The 22,958-nt window shown below is 60.2% G+C and carries 19 protein-coding genes; 15 read left to right on the top strand and 4 right to left on the bottom strand.

The window, feature by feature from the left end; translation table 11 throughout:
* Nucleotides 1-339: 339 nt before the first annotated feature.
* The 10 genes from AC3WWR_RS18670 (at nt 340) to sthA (ending at nt 14,482) form a co-directional block, all read left to right on the top strand.
* Nucleotides 340-1,803, top strand: coding sequence for a glyceraldehyde-3-phosphate dehydrogenase (locus AC3WWR_RS18670; protein ID WP_033043386.1), 1,464 nt, complete (start codon nt 340-342; stop codon nt 1,801-1,803).
* A 349-nt stretch (nt 1,804-2,152) separates the two neighbouring features.
* Nucleotides 2,153-2,521, top strand: a complete 369-nt coding sequence (locus tag AC3WWR_RS18665; RefSeq protein WP_492598939.1) for a hypothetical protein — start codon at nt 2,153-2,155, stop codon at nt 2,519-2,521.
* A gap of 128 nt (nt 2,522-2,649) precedes the next feature.
* The gene (locus AC3WWR_RS18660; protein ID WP_492598938.1) at nt 2,650-4,062 is read left to right on the top strand and encodes a PAAR domain-containing protein; all 1,413 of its coding nucleotides are present in this window, start codon (nt 2,650-2,652) and stop codon (nt 4,060-4,062) included.
* A complete protein-coding gene (locus AC3WWR_RS18655; RefSeq protein ID WP_492598937.1) occupies nt 4,059-4,436 on the top strand; it encodes a hypothetical protein in 378 nt (125 codons plus the stop codon). The genes AC3WWR_RS18660 and AC3WWR_RS18655 overlap by 4 nt, the downstream gene beginning before the upstream one ends.
* A 1,201-nt stretch (nt 4,437-5,637) precedes the next feature.
* Nucleotides 5,638-6,843 (top strand): HlyD family secretion protein, encoded by a 1,206-nt coding sequence (locus AC3WWR_RS18650; RefSeq protein ID WP_033040050.1) that lies wholly within the window; start codon nt 5,638-5,640, stop codon nt 6,841-6,843.
* Entirely contained in the window at nt 6,840-8,084 is a 1,245-nt protein-coding gene (locus AC3WWR_RS18645; RefSeq protein WP_492598936.1) for a hypothetical protein, read from the top strand. The genes AC3WWR_RS18650 and AC3WWR_RS18645 overlap by 4 nt, the downstream gene beginning before the upstream one ends.
* Nucleotide 8,085: 1 nt before the next feature.
* Nucleotides 8,086-10,236 (top strand): glycosyltransferase family 2 protein, encoded by a 2,151-nt coding sequence (locus tag AC3WWR_RS18640; protein ID WP_020798490.1) that lies wholly within the window; start codon nt 8,086-8,088, stop codon nt 10,234-10,236.
* Nucleotides 10,237-10,245: 9 nt separating this feature from the next.
* The gene (locus AC3WWR_RS18635; RefSeq protein ID WP_020798489.1) at nt 10,246-11,685 is read left to right on the top strand and encodes an efflux transporter outer membrane subunit; all 1,440 of its coding nucleotides are present in this window, start codon (nt 10,246-10,248) and stop codon (nt 11,683-11,685) included.
* A 178-nt stretch (nt 11,686-11,863) separates the two neighbouring features.
* A complete protein-coding gene (locus tag AC3WWR_RS18630; RefSeq protein WP_080725284.1) occupies nt 11,864-12,880 on the top strand; it encodes an FAD:protein FMN transferase in 1,017 nt (338 codons plus the stop codon).
* Nucleotides 12,881-13,087: 207 nt separating this feature from the next.
* A complete protein-coding gene (gene sthA / locus AC3WWR_RS18625) occupies nt 13,088-14,482 on the top strand; it encodes a Si-specific NAD(P)(+) transhydrogenase (protein WP_020798487.1) in 1,395 nt (464 codons plus the stop codon).
* Nucleotides 14,483-14,524: 42 nt separating this feature from the next.
* Here the strand turns inward: sthA and AC3WWR_RS18620 are convergent, their stop codons facing one another.
* Both AC3WWR_RS18620 and AC3WWR_RS18615 read right to left on the bottom strand, forming a co-directional pair.
* Entirely contained in the window at nt 14,525-15,247 is a 723-nt protein-coding gene (locus AC3WWR_RS18620; protein WP_020798486.1) for a glycerophosphodiester phosphodiesterase, read from the bottom strand.
* Nucleotides 15,248-15,261: 14 nt separating this feature from the next.
* On the bottom strand, nt 15,262-15,843 hold the full coding sequence (locus tag AC3WWR_RS18615; RefSeq protein ID WP_020798485.1) for a PilZ domain-containing protein: 582 nt from the start codon (nt 15,841-15,843) through the stop codon (nt 15,262-15,264).
* A gap of 94 nt (nt 15,844-15,937) precedes the next feature.
* Here AC3WWR_RS18615 and AC3WWR_RS18610 point away from each other — a divergent pair, with 94 nt between their 5' ends.
* The 3 genes from AC3WWR_RS18610 (at nt 15,938) to AC3WWR_RS18600 (ending at nt 19,190) form a co-directional block, all read left to right on the top strand.
* Nucleotides 15,938-17,188, top strand: coding sequence for a lipoprotein-releasing ABC transporter permease subunit (locus tag AC3WWR_RS18610; RefSeq protein ID WP_492598935.1), 1,251 nt, complete (start codon nt 15,938-15,940; stop codon nt 17,186-17,188).
* Nucleotides 17,189-17,195: 7 nt separating this feature from the next.
* The gene (gene lolD, locus AC3WWR_RS18605; protein WP_168757547.1) at nt 17,196-17,879 is read left to right on the top strand and encodes a lipoprotein-releasing ABC transporter ATP-binding protein LolD; all 684 of its coding nucleotides are present in this window, start codon (nt 17,196-17,198) and stop codon (nt 17,877-17,879) included.
* A 66-nt stretch (nt 17,880-17,945) separates the two neighbouring features.
* Nucleotides 17,946-19,190 (top strand): lipoprotein-releasing ABC transporter permease subunit, encoded by a 1,245-nt coding sequence (locus AC3WWR_RS18600; RefSeq protein ID WP_033039795.1) that lies wholly within the window; start codon nt 17,946-17,948, stop codon nt 19,188-19,190.
* Nucleotides 19,191-19,276: 86 nt separating this feature from the next.
* Here the strand turns inward: AC3WWR_RS18600 and AC3WWR_RS18595 are convergent, their stop codons facing one another.
* Both AC3WWR_RS18595 and AC3WWR_RS18590 read right to left on the bottom strand, forming a co-directional pair.
* Nucleotides 19,277-20,626, bottom strand: a complete 1,350-nt coding sequence (locus tag AC3WWR_RS18595) for a heavy metal sensor histidine kinase (protein ID WP_151141224.1) — start codon at nt 20,624-20,626, stop codon at nt 19,277-19,279.
* A complete protein-coding gene (locus AC3WWR_RS18590; RefSeq protein WP_151141227.1) occupies nt 20,626-21,306 on the bottom strand; it encodes a heavy metal response regulator transcription factor in 681 nt (226 codons plus the stop codon). Before AC3WWR_RS18590 ends, AC3WWR_RS18595 begins: the two co-directional genes overlap by 1 nt.
* 156 nt (nt 21,307-21,462) lie before the next feature.
* On the opposite strand from AC3WWR_RS18590, the gene copI reads away from it, so the two are divergent.
* Both copI and queF read left to right on the top strand, forming a co-directional pair.
* Nucleotides 21,463-22,008, top strand: coding sequence for a copper-resistant cuproprotein CopI (copI, locus tag AC3WWR_RS18585; RefSeq protein WP_151141230.1), 546 nt, complete (start codon nt 21,463-21,465; stop codon nt 22,006-22,008).
* Between the two features lie 61 nt (nt 22,009-22,069).
* Nucleotides 22,070-22,900, top strand: coding sequence for an NADPH-dependent 7-cyano-7-deazaguanine reductase QueF (gene queF / locus AC3WWR_RS18580; RefSeq protein WP_020798478.1), 831 nt, complete (start codon nt 22,070-22,072; stop codon nt 22,898-22,900).
* Nucleotides 22,901-22,958 lie beyond the last annotated feature (58 nt).

Genomic DNA, 22,958 nt, shown 5'->3' with positions numbered 1-22,958 from the left:
CGACAAAGTCGGTAATTGTAGCGGTCCCGGGTGCCGGCTGTCAGTCGCAGATGTGTCTATTACGCGGGTAAGGAAAAATGTAGTGGTAAAGACAAAATCGCGGTGTTTTTTACCGGAAATTAGCGATTATGTAGTGGCAAAACCAACCGGTGTTACGGATGGTTACGGATAAGGTTGCGCTGTCCCCAAAAAATTGACGAAGCTGGAGGCCCCGGTTTCATTGGGTTTCAGCGGTGCGCGATTTTTTTGAAAGGGAATTTGTTACTGACGGTGCGACAAGCGCGCATTGCTACACGAGGCGCGCGGCGGCATAATGTAGCCCCTTTTTTCTGCCCCTACATGTGGAAGGTTCCCGTGACTCAGAAGCCCGACCAGTGTCTTGGTGAATGGATCGACCGTGAAGCACTCGCAGAAGCGATGATTCCGCTTATCGGTCAGCTTTACCGCAATAACAATGTGGTGAGCTCGATCTATGGCCGCAGCCTGATCAATCGTTCAGTCATTGCGATTCTCAAAGCTCACCGCTTTGCTCGTCACCGTCAAACCGACGATACCGAGCTGTCCGTCCACGAAACATTCCCGCTGCTCAAGGCGATGAGCGAGCTCAAGCTCGGCGCCGCTTCGGTAGACCTGGGCAAGCTGGCAGCCAAGTTCAAGGCTGAAGGCAATGGCCGTACTGCCGAGCAGTTCGTGCGTGAAGAACTGGCCGACGTGGTTGGCCAGCAGAACGCTTCCGCCCGCAAAGGCACCGACGTTGTCCTGTACGGCTTCGGTCGTATCGGCCGTCTGCTGGCGCGCATCCTGATCGAAAAAACCGGTGGCGGCGACGGCCTGCGCCTGCGCGCCATCGTCGTGCGCAAGGGCGCCGAGAACGACCTGGTCAAGCGTGCCAGCCTGCTGCGTCGCGACTCGGTTCATGGCCCGTTCGATGGCACCATCACCATTGATGAAGCCAACAACACCATCACCGCCAACGGCAACCTGATCCAGGTTATCTACGCCAAGAGCCCGACCGAAGTCGACTACACCCAGTACGGCATCGAGAACGCACTGATCGTCGACAACACCGGTGTATGGCGTGACGCCGACGGCCTGGGCCAGCACCTGGCCTGCCCGGGCGCTGCCCGCGTGATCCTCACCGCACCTGGCAAGGGCGCACTGAAGAACATCGTGCACGGCATCAACCATGGCGACATCAGCCCTGACGACAAGATCATCTCGGCCGCTTCCTGCACCACCAACGCCATCGTGCCGGTGCTGAAGGCTGTGAATGACAAGTTCGGCATCGTCAACGGCCACGTCGAAACCGTTCACTCGTTCACCAACGACCAGAACCTGATCGACAACTTCCACAAGGGCAGCCGTCGTGGCCGCGCCGCGCCGCTGAACATGGTAATCACCGAGACCGGTGCCGCCACCGCAGCCGCCAAGGCACTGCCAGTGCTCAAGGGCAAGCTGACCGGCAACGCGATTCGCGTTCCTACGCCAAACGTGTCGATGGCCATCCTGAACCTGAACCTGGAAAAGGCCACCACCCGCGAAGAGATCAACGAGTACCTGCGCCAGATGGCCATGCACTCGGACCTGCACAAGCAGATCGACTACGTCAATTCGCAGGAAGTGGTTTCCACCGACTTCGTTGGCTCGCGCCACGCAGGCGTCGTGGACGCTGAAGCGACCATCACCCAGGATAACCGCGTTGTACTGTACGTCTGGTACGACAACGAATTCGGTTACAGCTGCCAGGTGGTTCGCGTGATGGAAGACATGGCCGGTGTAAACCCGCCAGCTTTCCCGCGCTAAGCTCCTTTAGCTGCACGTGAAAACGCCCCGACCTTGGTCGGGGCGTTTTTGTTTGTGCGTGAAGACTTTTTCTTACGGAATAAATGCTCTTTAGAAAGACTCTTGTAGGAAAAGGATTGTTTCTTTCGGCGAAACTTCTGAATCGTCTTTTTGACCCTGCCGTGAGGCTCCCAACGCTGTTAGCGTCCGCTGCATTATTTCTGAACACCCTTCCAATGATAAGGAGTTTGAAATGAATGCACCCTTGCAGCCTTCGTATACCAACGACGTTTCCCCAGAGTACCTCCGCAGCCTGGACACCCCGCACTTCACTGAGCAGCAAATTGAGCAATTCCATGAGTAAGCCCAAGTGGCTGTTCGTCATCAGCAGACGTACATCGACACTCATCCCGCCATCGCCATCTTCCGGTGCGCCGCCGAGGGCAGCCAGACTCGTAAAGGTGGGGTGATTCAGCAAGGGACAGGGCCGCTGGCCTTCAAGTTGGAAAGTGGGTTGTCGGTGCGCGTAGCGCTCAAAGGCGACTACGTCAGGTATGCCGATGGCAGTACGGCGCAGATCATCACAGGTGCCGGGCAAGCCAACAATGATGTGGCGCTGGTCGGCAGCGTGCTCAGCAATGGCGACGAGATCATCAATACGCCACAGGGCGGCTACGTATTTATTGCGCGCGAAGGTGTCTCGATGGTCGAAGATTTTCTGCCAGCTATCGCGCACTGAACGATCAAGTCTGGCGCTGCCCACGGCCGTCTCAGTGCGGCGTTGCTTGAATGCTGACGCAGCTGACGGTCGCAACCCCTCGCCGTAAACCTTCTGGACTCTACCGGAAGTCATGGAGAAGAAGTTCAATGAGAGAAGGACATTTCATCGGTTTGAATGACCGAAGCACCTGTGGCGGCACAGTTCTCGATGGTGACACCCGGATCATGATGTATGGCGTTGCCCACGCCTGTGATGGTGATCGAGTCACCTGTGGAAAGGGCAGAAAGACCTATCGGATCGTCGGTGGCATCTCGTACATGACCAGTCATGGAAGGCCCATGGCTGGCACCCTGGATAGCTACAGTAACTGCCCTTGTAGAGCCGGTCTGATCCCCTCGGTGCTCACGGCAACTTACACGAAAGCGGATGCTGCACCGCCGGTGTCCAGAAAATCGGCTGAGCCGACCGCCCCCGTCGCTAGCACTCAGCCGGCAGTGCCACGTCAATCCGGATTCGCCCCTTCAAGTCATCCGGCTCCAGCCGCATTCAACAAAGCAGACCTACCGGAACCCGGATTCTACGTTGTCCCCAACAGCATGACCCGCGAACAACTGGAAGCCACGCTTTTCCCCTCGCGCCAACACGCGACCATGAGCAAGTTCCAGGCGCTCAACCCTGATCGAAGCGACCTCAAAGCCGGTTCAATGATCGTGCTGAGCGATCCGAGCAACACTTCCTGTACCTACCAGGAAGCCCAACTCATGCAAACCGCTCAACAGGTCAAGGCAGCCCTCGATCCCCTGACGCCAGCAGAAGCGGAATTCATGTTTCGCCACGGCGCCGAAATCGCCAGTTTTACCGGCGAGACTTCGACCTGGCTCGGTGTCAGTTCGGCGGTGATGGAAAAACACCTTTCCCGACTGCGTGACACCCTTCAAGCGATGGAACGTCTGCATCAAGCAACCTATCGCCAACACGGCCATCTTAAATCACCGCAATTCTTCGCCGAGCGCCAGCGCCTGCTCGCCCAGCTGGAAGCCCATCTACTGAATTCCACGCGCCTTCGTGGGGTGACCACATTGGGTGATCATCCCAAATTGAAGACTGCCCTCGGCATTTCCAGTCGTAGCCTGGTGCACCACTGGGACAAGGCCGGGGCGCCTGGGCAGATACCGGGTTATGCGACTCATGTGAATACGGTCAGTCGGGCTGCCAAGTACATGAGCACTGGTGGATACATCGGTATAGGAATTGGCGGGGTTTCTTCATTGTTGGCCATACAGGCGGTTTGTGTCGGGGATTCTGGCGCTGCTTGCGAGAAGGTTAAGTTTACTGAAGGGGGGAAATTTCTAGGGTCCACCGGTGGCGGCATTCTGGGCGCACGGCTAGGCCTGGTTGCCAGTGGTCCAATCTGCCTGGCACTTGGAGTCACTACAGGTATTGGAGGGGTTGTCTGCGTCGCTACGCTTATAGGTGTTGGGGCTTGGGTGGGTACGACCGATGGAGGTGAAAGGGGAGAGGTCATCGGTGAGACACTGTATGAGGCTATGCAGCCATGAACAGCAGTTGGCCTGTCTGGGCGGTTCTGATTTTCAATGGCGGGCGAATACTGCTGGGATTTGTGAGTTTCGCGTACGCCCTATACCTGGGACGTCACCTGGATGCCATGATGGAGGCTTTGAAGAACAGTCGTTGTATCTATATTTGGGGGCCAGGTCTGCGGAAACAGGGTTGGTTTGGGTGCTTTCTCTTAGTGACCAAAATTACCGGAGTGGTAATGATGCCAAAAACGTCAATCCGCCTCGGTGAACTGGACCCTGTCGATATTGAAAACTTTCCTCCATATCTAAAACGACTTCTGCAAGTTGATGCGGTGATACTGGTTGGTGGTGCAATTTGGCTGGTGGTTGCATGCTTACTGGTAAAAATATAAGGAGCTTGGTGGATATTCCAGTCTCTACAGGTATAGGTGGTGTCGTTTGTGTCGCAGCAATAGTTGGGGTTGGCGCGTTGGGGGGGACGATTGCTGGCGGTAAGGTAGGAGAATGCGTAGGCGAGAAGTTTTTTGAATCTATACAGCCATGACCAGTATTGATACCTGGTCTCCCTGGGTTGCAATCATTGTTGTTGGTGGCCCAATCCTACTGAGTTACGTGAGCTTCTTTTACAGTCTGTACTTGAGTCGCTGTCACTTGGAGCGCCTTGTTGAGGCCTTGAGCGGTAGTCGCGATATCGTTATTAGCGCTGCAGGATTGATGCAAGGCGGATGGCTGAGTCGGATGATGTTAGTTGCAAAGATCACCTTTGTGGTGATGTGGCCCGGGCCGAGACTTCGTGCAGGGGATCTTGATCCTGATGATTTCCGTAACTTCCCTTTGAGCTTGAAGCGACTGCTAAAAGCGAAGGCCATTCTGATGTGCGTCATTGTGGTTTGGGGAGCGATTGCGTTCGCACTAGTGGAGCTTAGGTAATTTAATGCTTGGCCATCCCATGCTGGAATCGGCCCAGGTAAATTTCAGTAAAAATCTGGCGTGTCCCAGGGGAGATCTGTTCGCCAAGCCAATAAGCGCAGAAATGTGAACGGCACCATAAGGTGCCGTTTTCATTTGTACTTGATTCCCTTAAACGCACCAACGCCTGAATGCAGGTTGTTCTACAAGCCGATCACGGGTGACTTATATCGTTTTAATCTCTCCACTAAAAATTTAAGAATTATCTAGAAATCGATACAAAGTTCATTTCGCAATAAAAAATAAAAATCACTAGTAAAAATAACAGCTTGGCAATCAACTCAGCTGAAACGGCTTATGTGGATCCAATCATCGGGCCGCTACATATTTGACGCCATTTAATTGCTCCATTCATTTACTTGACACCCCAAGGCACTGAATCTAGTGTCGCCAATGACACCGCCCGCTCTGCCTCGGGCAACACGAAAGTCACGCTCCACAGCAACTCTCCAAAAAGACGGGAATCCCATTACCGCTCACCTCACAATAAAATCATATCAATCAGCGTCGGCTTAATTGCCGTCCAGCGATCAATTGCGTTTGCTCACCCTGCCAAAAGTGTTTTCGCAGTCAGGCCTGCTATTGCCTGGCTGTTATGCGGTTGGTCTATCGGGAGAGTCGAACATGGCGCAAGAACGCTCGAAGTTGTTATCGCTGTTACCGCGCCTGGTGGGATTGGGGGTGCTGGGGTTTATCGTCTGGCTGTTGCTCTCGACCTTGCTCATGCCGCTGGTGTCGGCCTCTGCCACCCGGGCGATTTTGAATGCGCCGGTGATTCTGTTGACCACGCCGATCGATGGCGTGGTGAGTTCCCTGGCGGTCAAGCCCGGGGTGACGTTTAGCCAGGGCCAGAAGATTGCCGTGGTGGAAAATCCGCGGGCGAACCAGGAAACCTTGCTGACCCTGCAAACCCGGCGCCTGACCCTGGAGCAACAGCTGTCGTCTTCGGCCAGCCAGGCCGAGCACGATCAGCGTTATTACGAGGAGCTGGAGAAAACCAGCCAGCGTTACCAGGCCGCGTTTCACACCCGCCAGCTTTACACGCAAAAAGCCTTGAAAGCCGAGAACAGTGCCGCCAGCGCGCGGTTGATCGATGCCCAGGAAACGGTCGAGCGCAATCTCGAGTTGTTCGTCCAGGGGGCGGTCAGTGGTGCGGTGGTGGCTTCGTCGAAAGCGCAGCTGGCTTCGTTGCAAGGCGCGGCCGAGTCGGTGCGTTCGCAGTTGCGGATCACCGATGGTGACGTCAGTGCCGCCAATAAACAGGTGTACCTCGATCCCGATCAACTGCGCATGTTCGATCTCAGCGCGCAAATGACCACGCTGAAACTCAGCCTGGAGAATCAGGCGCGCAACCGGGTGACCTATCAACAGGAACTCGACAATCTCAACCAACTGATCGAAACCGAGCAGAACCGCGTCCGGATGATGGCCGGCTACGACGTCGTGGCGTATTCGCCCGGTACTGTCCAGGAACTGCTGGCGCCCCAGGGCACGCTGGTGCAGGCCGGTTCGACCTTGCTGCGGGCCACCGATTGCGCGCAGAGCTATGTGATCGCGGTGTTCCCCGAGCGCATGGCCAGCAAGATCGACCGCGACAGCGTGCTCACCGTGAAAATTCGCGGCCTCGACCAGCCCCTCAAGGCCAGTGTGGTGCAGTTGTTGTCCAGCGCCTCGGATATCCGCGCCAATACCTACAGCGTGCCGTTTCCCTATGCCGAGCAAAATTCCGTGTACGTGGTCGGCACCTTTGCCGCTGACCTCACGGACAGCCAGCGCGCCATGACCTGCAACCCGGGGTTGTGGGCCAGTGCCGAGGTGTCGCGGCCATGAGCATTGTATTGCGAGCGATGGTGGGGCTGATGTTGATGATCGGCACGGCAAGCGGATGGGCTGCACAAGCCCAACCGCAACTGGCGGCAATGACCTGTGCGGCGCTGGATCAGGCCGTGACATCGCAGCCGGCGGGGCCGGTGCTGGTAGCCAGTTATCCGCCGCTGGATGGCCAGCCTGCGCCGATCCTGGCGTTGCGCGGCGTGGCGTTCACCTATGACAACGCACTGGCGAGCATTGCCTTGTTTGCCTGCGGCAAGGCCGGGTCGGCGCGGCGGATCGCCGATGCATTGGCGTTCGCCACAGGCCATGACCCGGAGTACCGGGACGGACGCCTGCGCAACGCCTACGCCGCCGGCCCGGTGGCGGCGCCGTCGATGAAGTTGCCGGGCTATTGGAGTGTCGAGCGCAATGCCTGGAACCAGGACGCCTATCAAGTCAGCAGCGCCACCGGCAATCAAGCCTGGGCGGCATTGGCGCTGCTGGAAGCATTTCGCCAGAGCGGTGAGGCGTCCTACCTGGAAGCCGCGCGAAAAGCCCTGCACTGGTCGCAGCAAAACACCTACGACGGGCAAGCGCCCGCCGGATTCAGTGGTGGCTATTACGGGTACTTTGACAAGCAGGTCCAGCAGAACTGGAAATCCACCGAGCACAATGTCGACCTCGCGGCGGCGTGGTCGGCACTCGACGCGGTGGCCCCAAATCAGGAGGCGGCAAAGCAAGCGCAAATTGCCCGGCAGTTTGTCTCCAGCCAATGGGACGCCGGGGAAGGGCGTTTCCTGATCGGCACGGGCGCGGACGGCCAGACCTCGGACCGCGTGCGCTCGGGGCTGGATGCGCAGATCTGGCCGTTGATCGCCCTGCATGAGCCACCCAAGGACTGGCGGCGCGTTTTCGCCTTCATCGACCGCGCTCACCGTGCCGGCGAAGGTTACGGTTTCAATCGCGATCCCGATGGCCTGTGGACCGAGGGCACCGCCCAGGCCGCTGCCGTGGCGCGCTTGAGCGGGCTCAGTGACAAGGCGCAACCGTTGTGGAGCGTGCTGCTGGCCCAGCAGGCCGGCAACGGCTGGCTGTTCGCAACACCGGCAGAACGCATCAGTACCGGGCTGGCCATAGGCCCGGACTCGGTCAGCAACGATTTTTTCTACTACCACCTGCCTCACCTGGGCGCCACAGCGTGGGCGGCCATTGCCGCCACCGGCGTCAATCCCTTTACCGGTTTGCGAGAGGCTGACTGACATGCAGGCACTGGACTCGCTGCAACTGCTGCAAATCAATTTCTGGACGCTGGCAGCGGTGATTCTGTTCACCTGCCTGACCCACCGCGATCAATGGGCCGCGCGGGTCGGTTTCGGTGCCATCACCGCCTTCCTGCTGATCAACTATGCGGCCTGGCGGATTCGCGACACCTTGCCCGATGGGCATTCCGGATTCGCTACGGTGTGGGCTTACACCTTCCTGTTCTTCGAGATGCTGGCGATTGGTTACACGCTGTTTTCCATTGTCGTGATGCTCTGTCGGACGGATCACCGCACAGATGCCGATGCCGGTGAACGCCGGCTCAGAGAGCAAGGCAGCGCGGTCCCTGCGGTGGACATCTTCATCGCCACCTACAACGAAGGCCTGGAAATCCTCGAAAAAACCATTATTGCCGCCCAGGCCATCGACTACCCTAACTTCACCATCTGGGTACTCGACGACACCCGCCGCGACTGGCTGCGCGACTACTGTGCGCAAATGGGCGTGCAGTACGCGCGGCGCCCCGACAACTCCCACGCCAAGGCCGGCAACCTCAACAACGGTCTGCGTCAGTCGGCGGCCCTCAGCAATGCGCCGTACATCCTCGTGCTCGATGCCGACTTTGCGCCGCAGCAGCCGATCCTCTTGCGCACCCTGGGACTGTTCGACGACCCCAGGGTCGGCCTGGTGCAGACGCCACAGTTCTACTACAACCCCGATCCGATCCAGCACAACCTCGGCACGTCGGCCTGTTGGGTGGATGAGCAACGGGTGTTCTTCGATGTGTTCCAGCCGGCGAAGGATGGCTGGGATGCGGCGTTTTGTGTTGGCACGTCCTTCGTAGTGCGGCGCGATCTGATTACCGAAATCGGCGGTTTTCCTACAGGCTCGGTGTGCGAAGACATCTACACCACTTACCGTTTGTTGCAAAAAGGCTATGTCACCCGCTGGTTGAATGAGCGTCTGTCCATTGGTTTGTCTGCCGAAGGCTTGACCGAGTACATCAATCAACGTGGGCGCTGGTGCCTGGGCACGATCCAGGTGGCATTGCTCAAGGAGGGGCCGTTGCGCGGCAGCGGCTACACGCTCAATGACCGGCTGCACTATGTCCATGGGCTGATGCACTGGTTTTCCAAACCCTTCATCTTGATGATGCTGGTGTCGCCGGTGCTGTACTGGTATTTCGGCATCGCTGGGTTCTACGCCAATCCGCTGGATTTCCTGGCGTTCGGCATGCCGGCGCTGATTGCGTTCTGGGGCTATGGGACCTGGGTGACGGACCGGCGGACCTTGCCGATTTTTACCGAGGTCACGCAGATCGTTGCCTCGCTGGCGGTCACTGCCACCATCGCCAGCGCCATGATCCGACCGTTCGGGCGCCCGTTCAAAGTCACCGCCAAGGGCCTCGACCGGACGAAAACCATGGTGCATTGGAAGCTGTTCGGGTTCTTCCTGGCCTTGACCTTGCTTTCGCAGTTTGGCGCCTATATCGCCATCAGCACGGCTGCCTCGTTCGACGGCAACATGCTGTTCAATCTCTGCTGGACGGTGGTTGCGTTGGTGTACAACCTCGCGACCCTGGTGGCCTGTGTCGACCGCCCACGCTTGCATGGCGAAGAGCGCTTTCCATTCGATAAACCCACCGGGTTTCGTTTCGGCGGCAAGGTCCTGGCGGGGCGCCTGGTGGATATTTCCCTTAGTGGCGCGTCGCTCAATTGCGCCTTCGCTGCCTCGATCAAGCCGGGGCTGTGCGGTCAGATCTGGATCGACAAGCTGGGTTGGCTCGATGTCGAAGTCATGCGCAATCACGGCGAGGACCAATTGGGCCTGCGTTTCGCCGACCTTGATGAAGGGGTGCGCCAGCGCCTGATCGCGCGGTTGTTCAGCGACGCGACCATCAATGTCGTCAGCAAGGCCGAGCCGGCACAGGCCTTTGGCACTTTGCTGCAGCGCTCGCTACTGGGCGAAAAAAGTCTGGCGCCGCGTTCCATCAAGCCGCTCAAGACGCCGAGCCATGTCTCGCCGCCTCGTTGGCGGCCGATCAGTGTTCCTTCGCGCAAACCGGCTGTGCCGCACATCAGTGTCGAGCGGTCGGGTCTGTGGTCGTTGCTTCTTTCCCCCTTGCGAGCTTTGCTCGGCCAACGTTTTTAGGTGCGCGCCATGAACCATTGCCTACCCACCTCATGTTTCATGACCTTGTTTTTGCTTGGCGGTTGCTCGCTGGAACCGACCTACGAGAAACCCGAGGCACCGATCGACCAGCAGTGGCCGGCGAACACGGCCGGTGAATGCTGTAACGGCAAGCAGGCGTTCGATAAGGATTGGCGCGGTTTTGTGGTCGACGAGCGCCTGCGCCAGTTGATTGACATGGCCCTGGCCAACAACCGCAGCCTGCGACAGTTCGCGGCCAGCGTCGAGGAGGCGCGGGCCGGGTATGACAGTGCGCGCTCAGGGCTTTTTCCTACGATCGGCATCGACACTTACGCCGGTCGCAGCAAGTTACCGCCATTGGTGCGCACACCGGGAGGCGGCGATACGGCGGGCAGCATCGCCAACACCTATCAGGCAACGGCCGGCTTTACCTCCTACGAGTTGGACTTGTTCGGGCGTATCCGCAGCCAGCGTAATGCCGCGGGGGCACGGTTCGAAGCGTCCGAGGCGGATTACCAAACGGCGCGGCTGGCGCTGATCGGCGAAGTTGCCAGCACCTGGTTGAGCCTCAAGGCCAATCAGCATTTGCTCGACCTTGCGCAGAACACCTGGCAATCCCAGGACCGCTACGGGCAGCTGTTGCGCAAAAGTTATAACCTCGGTTCCAGTGCGCGGATCGATGTCCACCAGGCAGATGCACAAACCAACACGGCGGCGGTGCAGGTCAACACCTATCGCATGCAAGTGGCGCAGGACATGAACGCGCTGCGGGTGCTGGTGGGGCAACCGGTACCGGTGGGGTTGCTGCCGACCGGCGCGCTGGGTGAGCAGTTGGCGACCCTGGACGTGCCGGCGGGTTTGCCTTCGGCGCTGGTTGAGCGACGGCCCGACATCATGTCGGCCGAGGCGCAGTTGCGTGCAGCCAACGCGGATATCGGCGCGGCCCGTACGGCGTACTTCCCGACTTTTTCCCTGACGTCGGCGCTGGGCAGCCTGACCGGGGAGTTTTCCCAATTGCTCAGTGGTCCGGCCGAGTTCTGGTCGGTGGCGCTGGCCGGCTCGTTGCCCTTGATCGACGGGGGCGCGCGGCGGGCGCAAGTGGACGCCAGTCATGCCCGCTTCGCCGGCCAGGCGGCGGCCTATGAAGCGACGGTGCAGAATGCATTTCGAGAAGCGGCCGATGCCTTGAACGCCCGGCAGGAAATGCTCACCCAGGTCGAGTTCCAGAAAAAACTGGTCGGGGATTATCAGGAAGCCTACCGCCAGTCTCGCCTGCGTTTCGAGTCGGGGCTGGACAGCTATTTTTCTACCATGGATGCCCAGCGCTCATTGTTTGATGCGCAGCAGAAGTGGGCGCAACTGGAGTTGGCGCGGGAGATCAACCAGGTGACGTTGTACAAGGCGTTGGGGGGAGGGTGGAGCCAATCGTTGAAGATGGCGGATCGTTGAGGCGCGCGATACCCTCACACCACAAATCCCTTGTGGGAGCGGGCTTGCTCGCGAAGGCGGTGTGTCAGACGGCATTGTTGTCATCTGGTGCACCGCCTTCGCGAGCAAGCCCGCTCCCACATTTGTATCGCATAATGGCTGAGCCTGGCGTTGTGTCCGGGAATGATTGGGGGGAGATTTGTTGACCTGGCGACGGTATGGTCTTTTGGTGCTGATCGGCACCTTGTCCGCCTGCGGCAATGGCGATTCCCTGGAAAGCTTCGGCGGTCCAACCATGGGCAGCACGTATTCGGTCAAGTACGTGCGTCACGCCGGTCTTCCTGCCCCGGCAGACGTCCAGGTCGAGGTCGAGAAGATCCTGGCGGAGGTCGACCGGCACTTATCGACCTATCGCAGCGACTCGGACATCGCGCAATTCAACGCATTACCGGCCAACCACTGTCGGGTAATGCCTGCGTCGGTCCTGCAATTGGTCCGCGTCGGCGAGCAGCTGTCCATGCAAAGTGCAGGCGCTTTCGATTTGACGGTCGAGCCGCTGCTCAATCTCTGGGGGTTCGGCCCACAGGCCCGTGAAGAAAAAATCCCCACTGCACAGGCGCTGGCCGAGGTGCGTCAACATGTCGGTCACGATCATCTGCGCATTGACGGCGAGCAGCTATGCAAGGACGCCGCCGTGGAAGTCGACTTCAACAGTATCGCCGCCGGTTATGCGCTGGACACGATTGCCGCGAAGCTCACGGCCATGGGCATCCACGACTATCTTGCCGAAGCCACCGGTGAACTCAAGGCCGCCGGCAGGAAACTCGACGGCACCGCATGGCGCATCGCTGTGGAAGAACCTCGCGACGATCAACAGGTGGCCGAGCGCATCATCGCCATCGACGGTTATGGCCTGTCGACTTCGGGTGACTACCGTAACTATTTCGTGCAGGGTGGCCAGCGCTTTTCCCACACCCTCGATGCGCGCACAGGTTTACCGGTCTCACACAACCTGGCGTCTGTCACGGTGATTCATCCTTCAGCGTTGATGGCCGATGGCTTATCGACGCTGTTGCTGATTCTCGGCCCGGAGCAGGGTTGGGACTACGCGGAAAAACACGACATCGGCGCATTTTTTGTGATGCGTGCCGATACAGGTTTCGTCACACGCAGCAGTCACGCCTTTGAGCGTTTGAGTGGCAGGAAAACCGAGTGATTGCGGCGATTCGGGCATTGAAACCTGGCGTTGTAGTGCAGGCAAAACTAGCCTACGACGCGACCAAGGGTTAATGTGCGCGGCGTTGACGCTTCTATAGACTGTGTCCGGGTTCTGCATGGACCCCAAATTGTTCCTTCATGCCACAGATTGGCGTGATTTAGCCGCAGGTGCCGCTGGTGCCGCGGCCTGTTCTGAGGAGTACGCATGGCTGTCTACAACTACGACGTGGTGGTGTTGGGTTCCGGCCCGGCGGGGGAAGGCGCGGCAATGAACGCCGCCAAGGCAGGGCGCAAGGTGGCGATGGTCGATAGCCGTCGCCAGGTCGGCGGCAACTGCACTCACTTGGGCACCATCCCGTCCAAGGCACTGCGTCACTCGGTCCGGCAGATCATGCAGTTCAACACCAACCCGATGTTCCGGGCCATTGGTGAGCCGCGCTGGTTCTCGTTCCCGGACGTGTTGAAAAGCGCCGAGAAAGTGATTTCCAAGCAAGTCGCCTCGCGCACCGGCTACTACGCCCGTAATCGCGTCGACGTGTTCTTCGGCACCGGCAGTTTCGCCGACGAGCAAACCATCGAAGTGGTCTGCGCCAACGGCGTGGTGGAAAAACTGGTGGCCAAGCACATCATCATCGCCACCGGTTCGCGCCCTTATCGCCCGGCCGACATCGATTTCCATCACCCGCGTATCTACGATAGCGACACCATCCTCAGCCTCGGCCACACCCCGCGCAAACTCATCGTCTACGGTGCCGGCGTGATTGGTTGCGAATACGCATCGATCTTCAGTGGCCTGGGTGTACTGGTCGAGCTGGTGGATAACCGCGGTCAGTTGCTGAGCTTCCTCGACTCGGAAATTTCCCAGGCCCTGAGCTACCACTTCAGCAACAACAACATCACCGTTCGCCACAACGAAGAGTACGACCGCGTCGAAGGCGTGGACAACGGCGTTATCCTGCACCTCAAGTCTGGCAAGAAGATCAAGGCCGACGCCTTGCTCTGGTGCAACGGCCGCACGGGCAACACCGATCAGTTGGGCCTGGAAAACATCGGCGTGAAGGTCAACAGTCGTGGCCAGATCGAAGTCGACGAGAACTACCGCACCGGCATCCAGAACATCTATGGCGCGGGCGATGTCATCGGCTGGCCGAGCCTGGCCAGTGCCGCCCACGACCAGGGCCGTTCGGCCGCTGGCAGCATTGTCGACAACGGCAGCTGGCGCTTCGTCAATGACGTGCCGACCGGGATCTATACCATTCCGGAGATCAGTTCGATCGGCAAGAACGAGCAGGAGCTGACCCAGGCCAAGGTGCCGTACGAAGTGGGCAAGGCGTTCTTCAAGAGCATGGCGCGGGCGCAGATCGCCGGTGAGCCGCAAGGCATGCTCAAGATCCTGTTCCACCGTGAAACCCTGGAAGTGCTGGGCGTTCACTGCTTCGGTTACCAGGCGTCGGAGATCGTGCACATCGGCCAGGCGATCATGAACCAGCCCGGCGAGCTCAACACCTTGAAGTACTTCGTCAACACCACGTTCAACTACCCGACCATGGCCGAAGCCTATCGGGTTGCCGCGTACGACGGCCTCAACCGGCTTTTTTGAGCGGCTCCGGCCGGTGGCCTGAGCCGGCCGGGGAGACCGATTTCAGCAATTCTCGAGCGTGGCAGTGGCCAAACCGGGAAAGTCTGTAATCAGGCTGTCAACGCCGAAATCAGCGAGCCTGCGCATCAGCGCGGGTTCGTTGACTGTCCACACCGACACATGCAGCCCCTGGCGCTGCGCCTTCTCCAGGCGTTCCGGCGTACACAGGGTCCAGTTCAACGCCAGGATCTCGCAGCCATAGCCTTGCGCAACCTTCAACGGGTCGAGCCAGGCGTATTCGGCCACCAGTCCGCGGGACACGTCCGGCACCAGGTCCAGCGCCGCCTTCAATACTTCCCGTGAACTCGACGTGATGGTGATCTTGTCCAACAGGCCATGTCGTTGCGCCATTTCGCGAATCGCCAGCACCGTTGTGGCGGCGCGGGTGCGTGACGCGCTCTTGACTTCCAGCTGCCAGTGCTCGAAATCGCATTTCTCGAACAGCTCTTCCAGGGTTGGAATCGGGCATGGCGTGATCCAGCCCGGTCCACCCTTGCGCGCGTCGTAGGTCACCAGCTCTGCCGCGGTGTGCTCCACGACCTTGCCGCGCCGGTCGGTGGTGCGCTTGAGCGTCGGATCGTGGATGACCATCAGCTCGCCGTCCATGGACAGGTGCAGGTCCAGTTCACAACGGCGCACGCCGTGCTTGAGACATTGCTGGAAGCTGGTCAGGGTGTTTTCCGGTGCTTCGCCCTTGGCGCCGCGGTGGCCGTAGATGAGGGTCACGATCGTTCCTTAATTTAAATGCCTGATTCGTTCAGTTCGCGGGCCAGGCGTCGTTCCTGGGCCTGCTTTTGCAAAATGTAGCGCGCCAACAGTTGTCGCTGGGCATCGGTCAAGTGTTCGAACTCGGTGCCGACGTCGTAGCCCTCGCCCTTGCGGTCGCAGTGGGTGACGCGTGCGCGCAGCAACAGGCCCAGGGCCTGGGGCATCAGCACCAGCTTGATCGACAGGCGCGCGTCGGCGGCGATGGGGGTCGGGTGCTGGAAGTCGATGCCGCCTTCGGAAATGATCACCGGCTGGGGGACGCCGATCTGCCCGAGCACGGTGATGGCGATCACCTGGCTGAGCAGGTCGATGCGCTTGTTCTGGGATTTGAGGAACGCCGCGAGGTTGCGGTCGCGCTCGCTGATCTGGCGCAGCAGGTGTTGCGACTCGAATTCGCTCAGGTGCAGTTCGCTGAGCAGATTGAATAGCGGGGAAGCATCCTGCAACACTTCCTGCCCTGCGGCTTCAAGGGCGGACAGGGGCCGAATTTCCAGTGCGATCATGTCCTCGATACGGTAGTATTCGCGGCGATCTTCTTCATCTAATGTCGACATGGCGAACCCATGGTAGCGGCGGTGGTCTGAGTGTAAAGCTGGTTATCGACCCCCGCCACAAGGACGTTCCTTTTCCCTCCGAACAAGCCCCGACATGTTCAGACCTCTCTTCGTATTTATCGGCACGCGTTATACCCGTGCAAAGCGTCGCAATCATTTTGTGTCATTCATTTCCCTGACCTCGATGATCGGACTCGCCCTTGGCGTGGTCGTGATGATCGTGGTGCTGTCGGTCATGAACGGCTTCGATCATGAGATGCGTACCCGCGTGCTGGGCATGGTGCCCCACGCGACCATCGAATCCGGCGAGCCGATCAGCGATTGGCAAGGCCTGGCCGCCAAGATCAAGCAGAACCCGCAGGTAGCGGCCGTGGCGCCGTTCACGCAAATGCAGGGGTTGCTGACCAACAACGGCAAGGTCAACAAGATCCTGCTCAATGCCATCGACCCGGCGCAGGAGCGCCAGGTGTCGATCATCGACAACTTCATGCTGCAGGGCAAACTCGACGACCTGGCGCCGGGCGAATTCGGCATCGTCATCGGTGACAAGGCCGCGGCCAAGCTCGGTGCGGCCGTGGGCGACAAGCTGACGTTCGTGGCGCCGGAGGTCACTGTGACGCCCGCCGGGATGTTCCCGCGCATGAAGCGCTTCACCGTGGTCGGCATCTTCCATGTCGGCGCCGGTGAGCTCGATGGTTACCTGGGCATCACCAACCTGCAGGACCTGGCGCGCTTGCATCGCTGGAAACCGGACCAGGTCCAGGGCCTGCGGCTGAAGTTCGACGATCTGTTCCAGGCGCCGCGCGAGGCGTGGAACATCGCCCGCGAGCTGGGCGAAGACCGCTACTACGCCCGCGACTGGACCCGCACCCATGGCAACCTGTACCAGGCCATCCGCATGGAAAAAGCCATGATCGGCCTGTTGTTGTTGCTGATCGTTGCGGTCGCCGCGTTCAACATCATTTCCACGCTGGTGATGGTGGTGAACGACAAGAAGGGCGATATCGCGATCCTGCGCACCCTCGGCGCCACGCCGGGCACGATCATGCGCACCTTCATGGTCCAGGGCACGGTCATCGGCGTGGTCGGCACGGCCATCGGCGCGGTGGTCGGGATTTTCGCCGCGCTCAACGTCAGCGCCGCGATCTCGGCGCTTGAAGGCTTGATCGGCCACAAGTTTCTCAATGCCGACGTGTATTTCATCGATTACCTGCCGTCGCAAGTGCAGAGCCAGGACGTGGTCATGGTCTGCTGTGCGGCGCTGGTCCTGAGTTTCCTCGCCACCCTGTATCCCGCCTGGCGTGCCGCGCGCACCCAGCCGGCGGAGGCGCTACGTTATGAGTGAGTCGCGCATGAGTGATAAAGCAATCTTGAGCTGCCGCAGCCTGGGCAAATCCTACGAGGAAGGCCCGGAGTCAGTGGAAGTGTTGGCGGGCCTGCAACTGGAGTTGCACCCGGGCGAGCGTGTGGCGATCGTCGGCAAGTCGGGCTCGGGCAAGAGTACCTTGCTCAACCTGCTGGGCGGCCTCGATACGCCGACCAAGGGCAGCGTCTGGCTCGACGGTGAAGAACTGTCGGCGCTGAGCGAAAAGAAGCGCGGCCTGCTGCGTAACCGTGCCCTGGGCTTCGTGTACCAGTTTCACCACCTGCTGCCGGAATTCACTGCCCTGGAAAACGTCTGCATGCCGCTGCTGATCGGCAAGACCGCGATTCCCGAGGCGCGCAAGCGTGCCACGGCGTTGCTGGAGCGGGTCGGCCTGGGCCATCGCCTGGAGCACAAGCCTGCCGAGCTGTCCGGTGGCGAACGCCAGCGCGTGGCCATCGCCCGTGCCCTGGTGAACAACCCCGGCCTGGTGATGCTCGACGAGCCGACCGGCAACCTCGACGCCCACACCGCCCAGGGTATCCAGGACTTGATGCTGGAACTCAGCACTTCGATGCGCACGGCGTTCCTGGTGGTAACCCACGACATGAACCTGGCCCGCCAGATGGACCGCGTCCTGCATTTGCAGGAAGGTTGCCTGACGCCTATCTGACGGGTTGAAACCCGACGGCACTGAAAAGTCCGTCGGGTCTTTTATTTTTATACGGTGCCCCAGCGAATGTTCAGACCGTTATCGATCTTTATCGGCACGCGCTATACCCGCGCCAAGCGCCGCAATCGCTTCGTTTCCTTCATCTCGATGACCTCGATGATCGGCCTCGCCCTGGGCGTGCTGGCGATGATCGTGGTGCTGTCGGTGATGAACGGCTTCCAGCGCGAAATGAGCTCGCGCATCCTCGGCATGGTGCCGCATGCGACCATCGTCGGCGTTAATCCGATCGACGATTGGCAGCCGGTGGCCGCCGCCGCGATGAAAAATCCGCAAGTGACCGCCGCCGTGCCGTTCACCGAGATGGAAGGCATGCTGTCCTACAAGGGCACCATGCAGCCGATCCAGGTCAGTGGCGTCGACCCGGCGCTGGAAGGCCAGGTGTCGATCGTCGCCAAGCACATCGTCCAGGGGCGGCTGGATGCCCTGAAACCGGGTGAGTTCGGTGTGGTGATCGGCGAAATCACCGCGCGCCGTTTTCGCTTGAACGTGGGCGACAAGATCACCCTGATCGTGCCGGAAGTCAGCAACGCGCCGGGCGGTATCACCCCGCGCATGCAACGGCTGAACGTGGTCGGCGTGTTCAAGGTCGGTGCCGAACTGGACGGTTCGATGGCGCTGATCCACCTCGCCGATGCCGCGCAAATGCAGCACTGGGAGCCGAATCAGGTGCAGAGCGTGCGCCTGGCGGTGAAGGACATGTATGCGGCGCCGCAAGTGTCGGGCGACATCGCAAACGCCCTCGGCGCAGCCTACAAGGCTGACGACTGGACCCACACCCAAGGCAGCCTGTTCAGCGCCATGAAGATGGAAAAAACCATGATTGGCCTGTTGCTGCTGATGATTGTCGCGGTGGCCGCGTTCAACATCATCGCGACCTTGATCATGGTGGTGAACGACAAGGGTGCGGACATCGCGATTTTGCGCACCATCGGCGCCACGCCACGGCAGATCATGGCGATCTTCATCGTGCAGGGTACGGTGATCGGGGTTGTCGGCACATTGATCGGTGGGGTGTTGGGCGTGATTGCGGCGTTGAACGTCAGCGCCATGGTCGGCTGGGTAGAGCGGGTCAGTGGCCAGCACATCTTCAGTTCCGACGTGTATTTCGTCAGCAACCTACCCTCTGAGTTGCAGGGCGCGGACGTGGCCCTGATCTGCACGGCGGGGTTTGTCATGAGCTTCTTGGCCACGGTTTACCCGGCATGGCGGGCGGCGAAGGTCGAGCCGGCTACCGCATTGCGCTATTCGTAAGCCGTTACACCGCCTTCGTCGGAACGCCGCCCGGAGCAAGCTCGCTCTGCGTGATTTCCCGACGAAGGGGGTCAGGACTGCTGGCCTCATTCTCCCTTTGGTAACTCAATCACAAACCGCGTCCACCCATTTTCCGATTCACAACGAATCTGCCCACCATGGGCGCGGACAATCGACTGGGTAATCGCTAACCCCAATCCCGCATGCTCGCTGCTGCCTTCATGGCGCGCCGGGTCTGCGCGGTAGAAGCGATCGAACAGGCGTGGCAGCAGATCTGCCGGAATTCCTTCACCGCTGTTTTCCACCGACAGGCTCAAGCTTTTGGCCTGGTCGTTGATCCGCACCCGAACCTCACCCCCGGCCGGGGTAAAGCGCAACGCATTGTCCAGCAAGTTGGACAGCGCCCGGCGCAACATGTTGCGGTCGCCTTGCAGGCGGGCATCGCCATCACGGCTCAACGTCACTCGCGCGTCTTCGGCCAGGGGCGCAAAAAACTCCAGCAACAGGTCCACTTCCTCTGCCAGCTCCAACGGTTCGCGCTTGGGCATCAACAGCCCGTGGTCGGCCTTGGCCAGGTAAAGCATGTCGTTGACCAGTTGCGCCATCCATTGCAGCTCCTCGAGGTTACTGTGCAGCGCTTCGCGGTAATCCTCGAGGGGGCGGGGGCGGGTGAGGGTGACCTGGGTGTGGGTCAGCAGGTTTGACAGCGGGGTGCGAAGTTCATGGGCAATGTCGGCGGAGAACGCCGACAGGCGCTGGAAGGAGTCGTCGAGACGCCCGAGCATGGCGTTGAAATGGTGGGCCATTTCCGCCAGCTCCGGCGGCATGTCTTCTTCCGGCAGGCGTGCGTTGAGCGATTGCGCCGAGACACCACTGGCGACTGCGCTCATGCGGCGTAACGGTCGCAGCCCGCTGCGTGCGGCCCAGGCACCGAGCAGGGCGGTGGCCAGGGCGGACAGGCCGACGGTCAGCCAGATCAGGTGTTGCATGCGCTGCAGGAAATGCTGGTGATGGGTGATGTCCAGCAGCAAGCTCAATTGCGGCGAATCGGGTGTGTCGGGGTACAGCGGTGCGTTCAGCACGCGGTAGTCGGTGCCATCGTGGCTCACCGTGGACAGTCCGGGCTGGTGCGGCAAGGTCTGCGGCAGGTTGGAGGAGCTGTCATACCAGCGGCGGCCATCGCTGCCACTGATGCGCAGTGAAAGATCGGCCTGCCGGCTCAACTCGTCGGCCAGCCGGGCGTCACGCTGGCTTGATTGAATGTCCGGCAATGCCCGTCGCAAGCCAATCAGCTTGTCCTCGAGCAACTGCTGGTCGAGCTCGATGAAGTGCGCCTCGCTGGCGCGGCTGAACAGCAGGCCGGCGAACAGCGAGACCACGGCGGTGCATGCGGCGAATAACAGGGCCAGGCGAGCGCTCAAGGACAGCCGGCGCATCAGCACTGGCGCTCTTCGAGCACATAGCCCATGCCGCGCACGGTATGGATCAGTTTGTTCGGGAACTCGTCGTCGATCTTCAGGCGCAAGCGGCGGATCGCGACTTCGATGACGTTGGTGTCGCTGTCGAAATTCATGTCCCAGACCTGGGACGCGATCAGCGATTTGGGCAGGACTTCGCCCTGGCGGCGCAGGAGCATTTCCAGCAGGGCGAACTCCTTGGCGGTCAGGTCGATGCGCTGGCCGCCGCGCTCGACCCGGCGGCGGATCAGGTCCAGGCGCAAGTCGGCCAGTTGCAGGCTGGTTTCCTGGTGCGTGCTGCTGCCCCGGCGCAACAGGCTGCGGACCCGGGCGAGCAATTCGGAGAAGGCGAATGGCTTGACCAGGTAATCGTCGGCGCCCAGTTCCAGGCCATAAACCCGGTCCTCGACGGCGTCCCGGGCGGTCAGGAACAGCACCGGCGTGTCGAGGCCGGCGCTGCGCACCGCTTGCAGGATCTGCCAGCCGTCGCGGCCGGGCAGCATCACATCGAGAATCAGCAGGGCATAGTCGCCACTCAAGGCCAGTTGCTGGCCAGTGCTGCCGTCGGCCACCAGTTCCGTATTGAACCCGGCCTCGGTCAGGCCCTGGCGCAGGTAATGGCCGGTTTTCGGTTGGTCTTCGACGATCAGCAGTTTCATGGGCGACTCGGGCTAAATGGAACGACAGCGTTATACCGTGGGCGACGAGGCTGCGGGCCTTGCTGACAAAGTTGTAATTTGGCTGTCAGGTAAAGGGCAGCGGTGACAGTTTAGAGTTTTCCACAGGCTGAACCTTAATCTTGTTGGAGTACTTCGATGTTTTTGCGTAAATCCGTGTTGCTGGCCAGCTGTCTGTTGGCACTGGGTTCGCCGGTTTGGGCGGCTCCAGAGGTTACCTATGATTTTGGTCAACCGGCCCCGGCAGCCAAGGCGACCCGTAGCGTGGAGGTGGTCATGGCTGACATGACATTCACCCCCAAGTCTATCGAGATCAAGGCAGGGGAGACCGTGCGTATCGTGCTGGTGAATAAAGGCCAGTTGCTGCACGAATTCAACCTCGGCGATGCAGCGATGCATGCCCGGCACCAACAGGAAATGTTGCAGATGCAACAGAGCGGCATGCTTACGCCTACCGGCATGAAGGCAATGGACCACGGCGCCATGGCCGGAATGGACCACGGCGCCATGGCCGGAATGGGGCATGCCATGCAGCACGACGACCCCAATAGCGTGCTGGTGGCGCCTGGCAAGACCGCCGAGCTGACCTGGACCTTCAGCAAGGCCACTCGCCTGGAATTTGCCTGCAACATCCCCGGTCATTACCAGGCCGGCATGGTCGGCAAGTTGACTGTCAGTCAGTAAGCACTCAAAGGCTGCGGCAAAGGCTGGTAGAATCCGCTGATTCTTCAGTCAGGTTTCCGCCATGCATCCCGCAGCCGAACACTCGCCGCTGGGCAAATCCAGCGAATACATCGCCACTTACACGCCGTCCCTGCTGTTCCCGATCCCGCGTACCGCGAAGTGGGCCGAGCTCGGCCTGACGGCTCAGACACTGCCGTACAAGGGCGTGGATTTCTGGAATTGCTTCGAACTGTCGTGGTTGTTGCCATCGGGCAAGCCGGTGGTGGCGATCGGCGAGTTCAGCATCCCGGCGGATTCGCCGAACATCATCGAGTCGAAGTCGTTCAAGCTCTACCTCAACTCCTTGAACCAGACGCCGTTCGCCGACACCGCGAGTCTTGAAGCGACCCTGGCCAAGGACCTGTCGGCCGCGGCCGGCAAGCCTGTGGGCGTGCGCATCCGCAGCCTGAAAGAGGTCGAGGCCGAAGGCGTGGTGGCGTTGCCCGGCGTGTGCATTGACGATCTGGACATCAGCGTCAGCAACTACGAGCACCCGCGCCCGGAACTGCTGCGTTGCGATGAGTCGCGCATTGTCGAGGAGAGCGTGCACAGCCATTTGCTCAAGTCCAATTGCCCGGTGACCAGTCAGCCGGACTGGGGCAGCGTGGCGGTGGAGTACCGTGGCGCGGCGCTGGATCACGCAAGCCTGCTGGAATACATCGTCAGCTTCCGCCAGCACTCGGACTTCCATGAGCAGTGCGTGGAGCGGATTTTCCTTGATCTGCAGCGGTTGCTGAAACCGGAGAAATTGACGGTGTATGCGCGTTATGTGCGGCGGGGTGGGCTGGATATCAATCCGTATCGCAGTACCGAAGAGGTGCAGCTGCCGAACCATCGCCTGGTCCGTCAGTAACGATTCATTGTGTAGGAGCGAGCATGCTCGCGAAAAACCAGAGGGCAACGCGGGGCAT

It is taken from the genome of Pseudomonas sp. EB271-G4-1 (genome assembly GCF_058791355.1).
This window is presented reverse-complemented; position numbering and strand designations above follow the sequence as displayed.

Coding starts and splice junctions, on each gene's coding strand:
- AC3WWR_RS18650 (WP_033040050.1), top strand. CDS start 5,638: ATGGCGCAAGAACGCTCGAAGTTGTTATCGCTGTTACCGCGCCTGGTG.
- AC3WWR_RS18645 (WP_492598936.1), top strand. CDS start 6,840: ATGAGCATTGTATTGCGAGCGATGGTGGGGCTGATGTTGATGATCGGC.
- sthA (WP_020798487.1), top strand. CDS start 13,088: ATGGCTGTCTACAACTACGACGTGGTGGTGTTGGGTTCCGGCCCGGCG.
- AC3WWR_RS18615 (WP_020798485.1), bottom strand. CDS start 15,843: ATGTCGACATTAGATGAAGAAGATCGCCGCGAATACTACCGTATCGAG.
- AC3WWR_RS18600 (WP_033039795.1), top strand. CDS start 17,946: ATGTTCAGACCGTTATCGATCTTTATCGGCACGCGCTATACCCGCGCC.
- AC3WWR_RS18670 (WP_033043386.1), top strand. CDS start 340: ATGTGGAAGGTTCCCGTGACTCAGAAGCCCGACCAGTGTCTTGGTGAA.
- AC3WWR_RS18660 (WP_492598938.1), top strand. CDS start 2,650: ATGAGAGAAGGACATTTCATCGGTTTGAATGACCGAAGCACCTGTGGC.
- AC3WWR_RS18640 (WP_020798490.1), top strand. CDS start 8,086: ATGCAGGCACTGGACTCGCTGCAACTGCTGCAAATCAATTTCTGGACG.
- AC3WWR_RS18595 (WP_151141224.1), bottom strand. CDS start 20,626: ATGCGCCGGCTGTCCTTGAGCGCTCGCCTGGCCCTGTTATTCGCCGCA.
- queF (WP_020798478.1), top strand. CDS start 22,070: ATGCATCCCGCAGCCGAACACTCGCCGCTGGGCAAATCCAGCGAATAC.
- copI (WP_151141230.1), top strand. CDS start 21,463: ATGTTTTTGCGTAAATCCGTGTTGCTGGCCAGCTGTCTGTTGGCACTG.
- lolD (WP_168757547.1), top strand. CDS start 17,196: ATGAGTGATAAAGCAATCTTGAGCTGCCGCAGCCTGGGCAAATCCTAC.
- AC3WWR_RS18590 (WP_151141227.1), bottom strand. CDS start 21,306: ATGAAACTGCTGATCGTCGAAGACCAACCGAAAACCGGCCATTACCTG.
- AC3WWR_RS18635 (WP_020798489.1), top strand. CDS start 10,246: ATGAACCATTGCCTACCCACCTCATGTTTCATGACCTTGTTTTTGCTT.
- AC3WWR_RS18655 (WP_492598937.1), top strand. CDS start 4,059: ATGAACAGCAGTTGGCCTGTCTGGGCGGTTCTGATTTTCAATGGCGGG.
- AC3WWR_RS18610 (WP_492598935.1), top strand. CDS start 15,938: ATGTTCAGACCTCTCTTCGTATTTATCGGCACGCGTTATACCCGTGCA.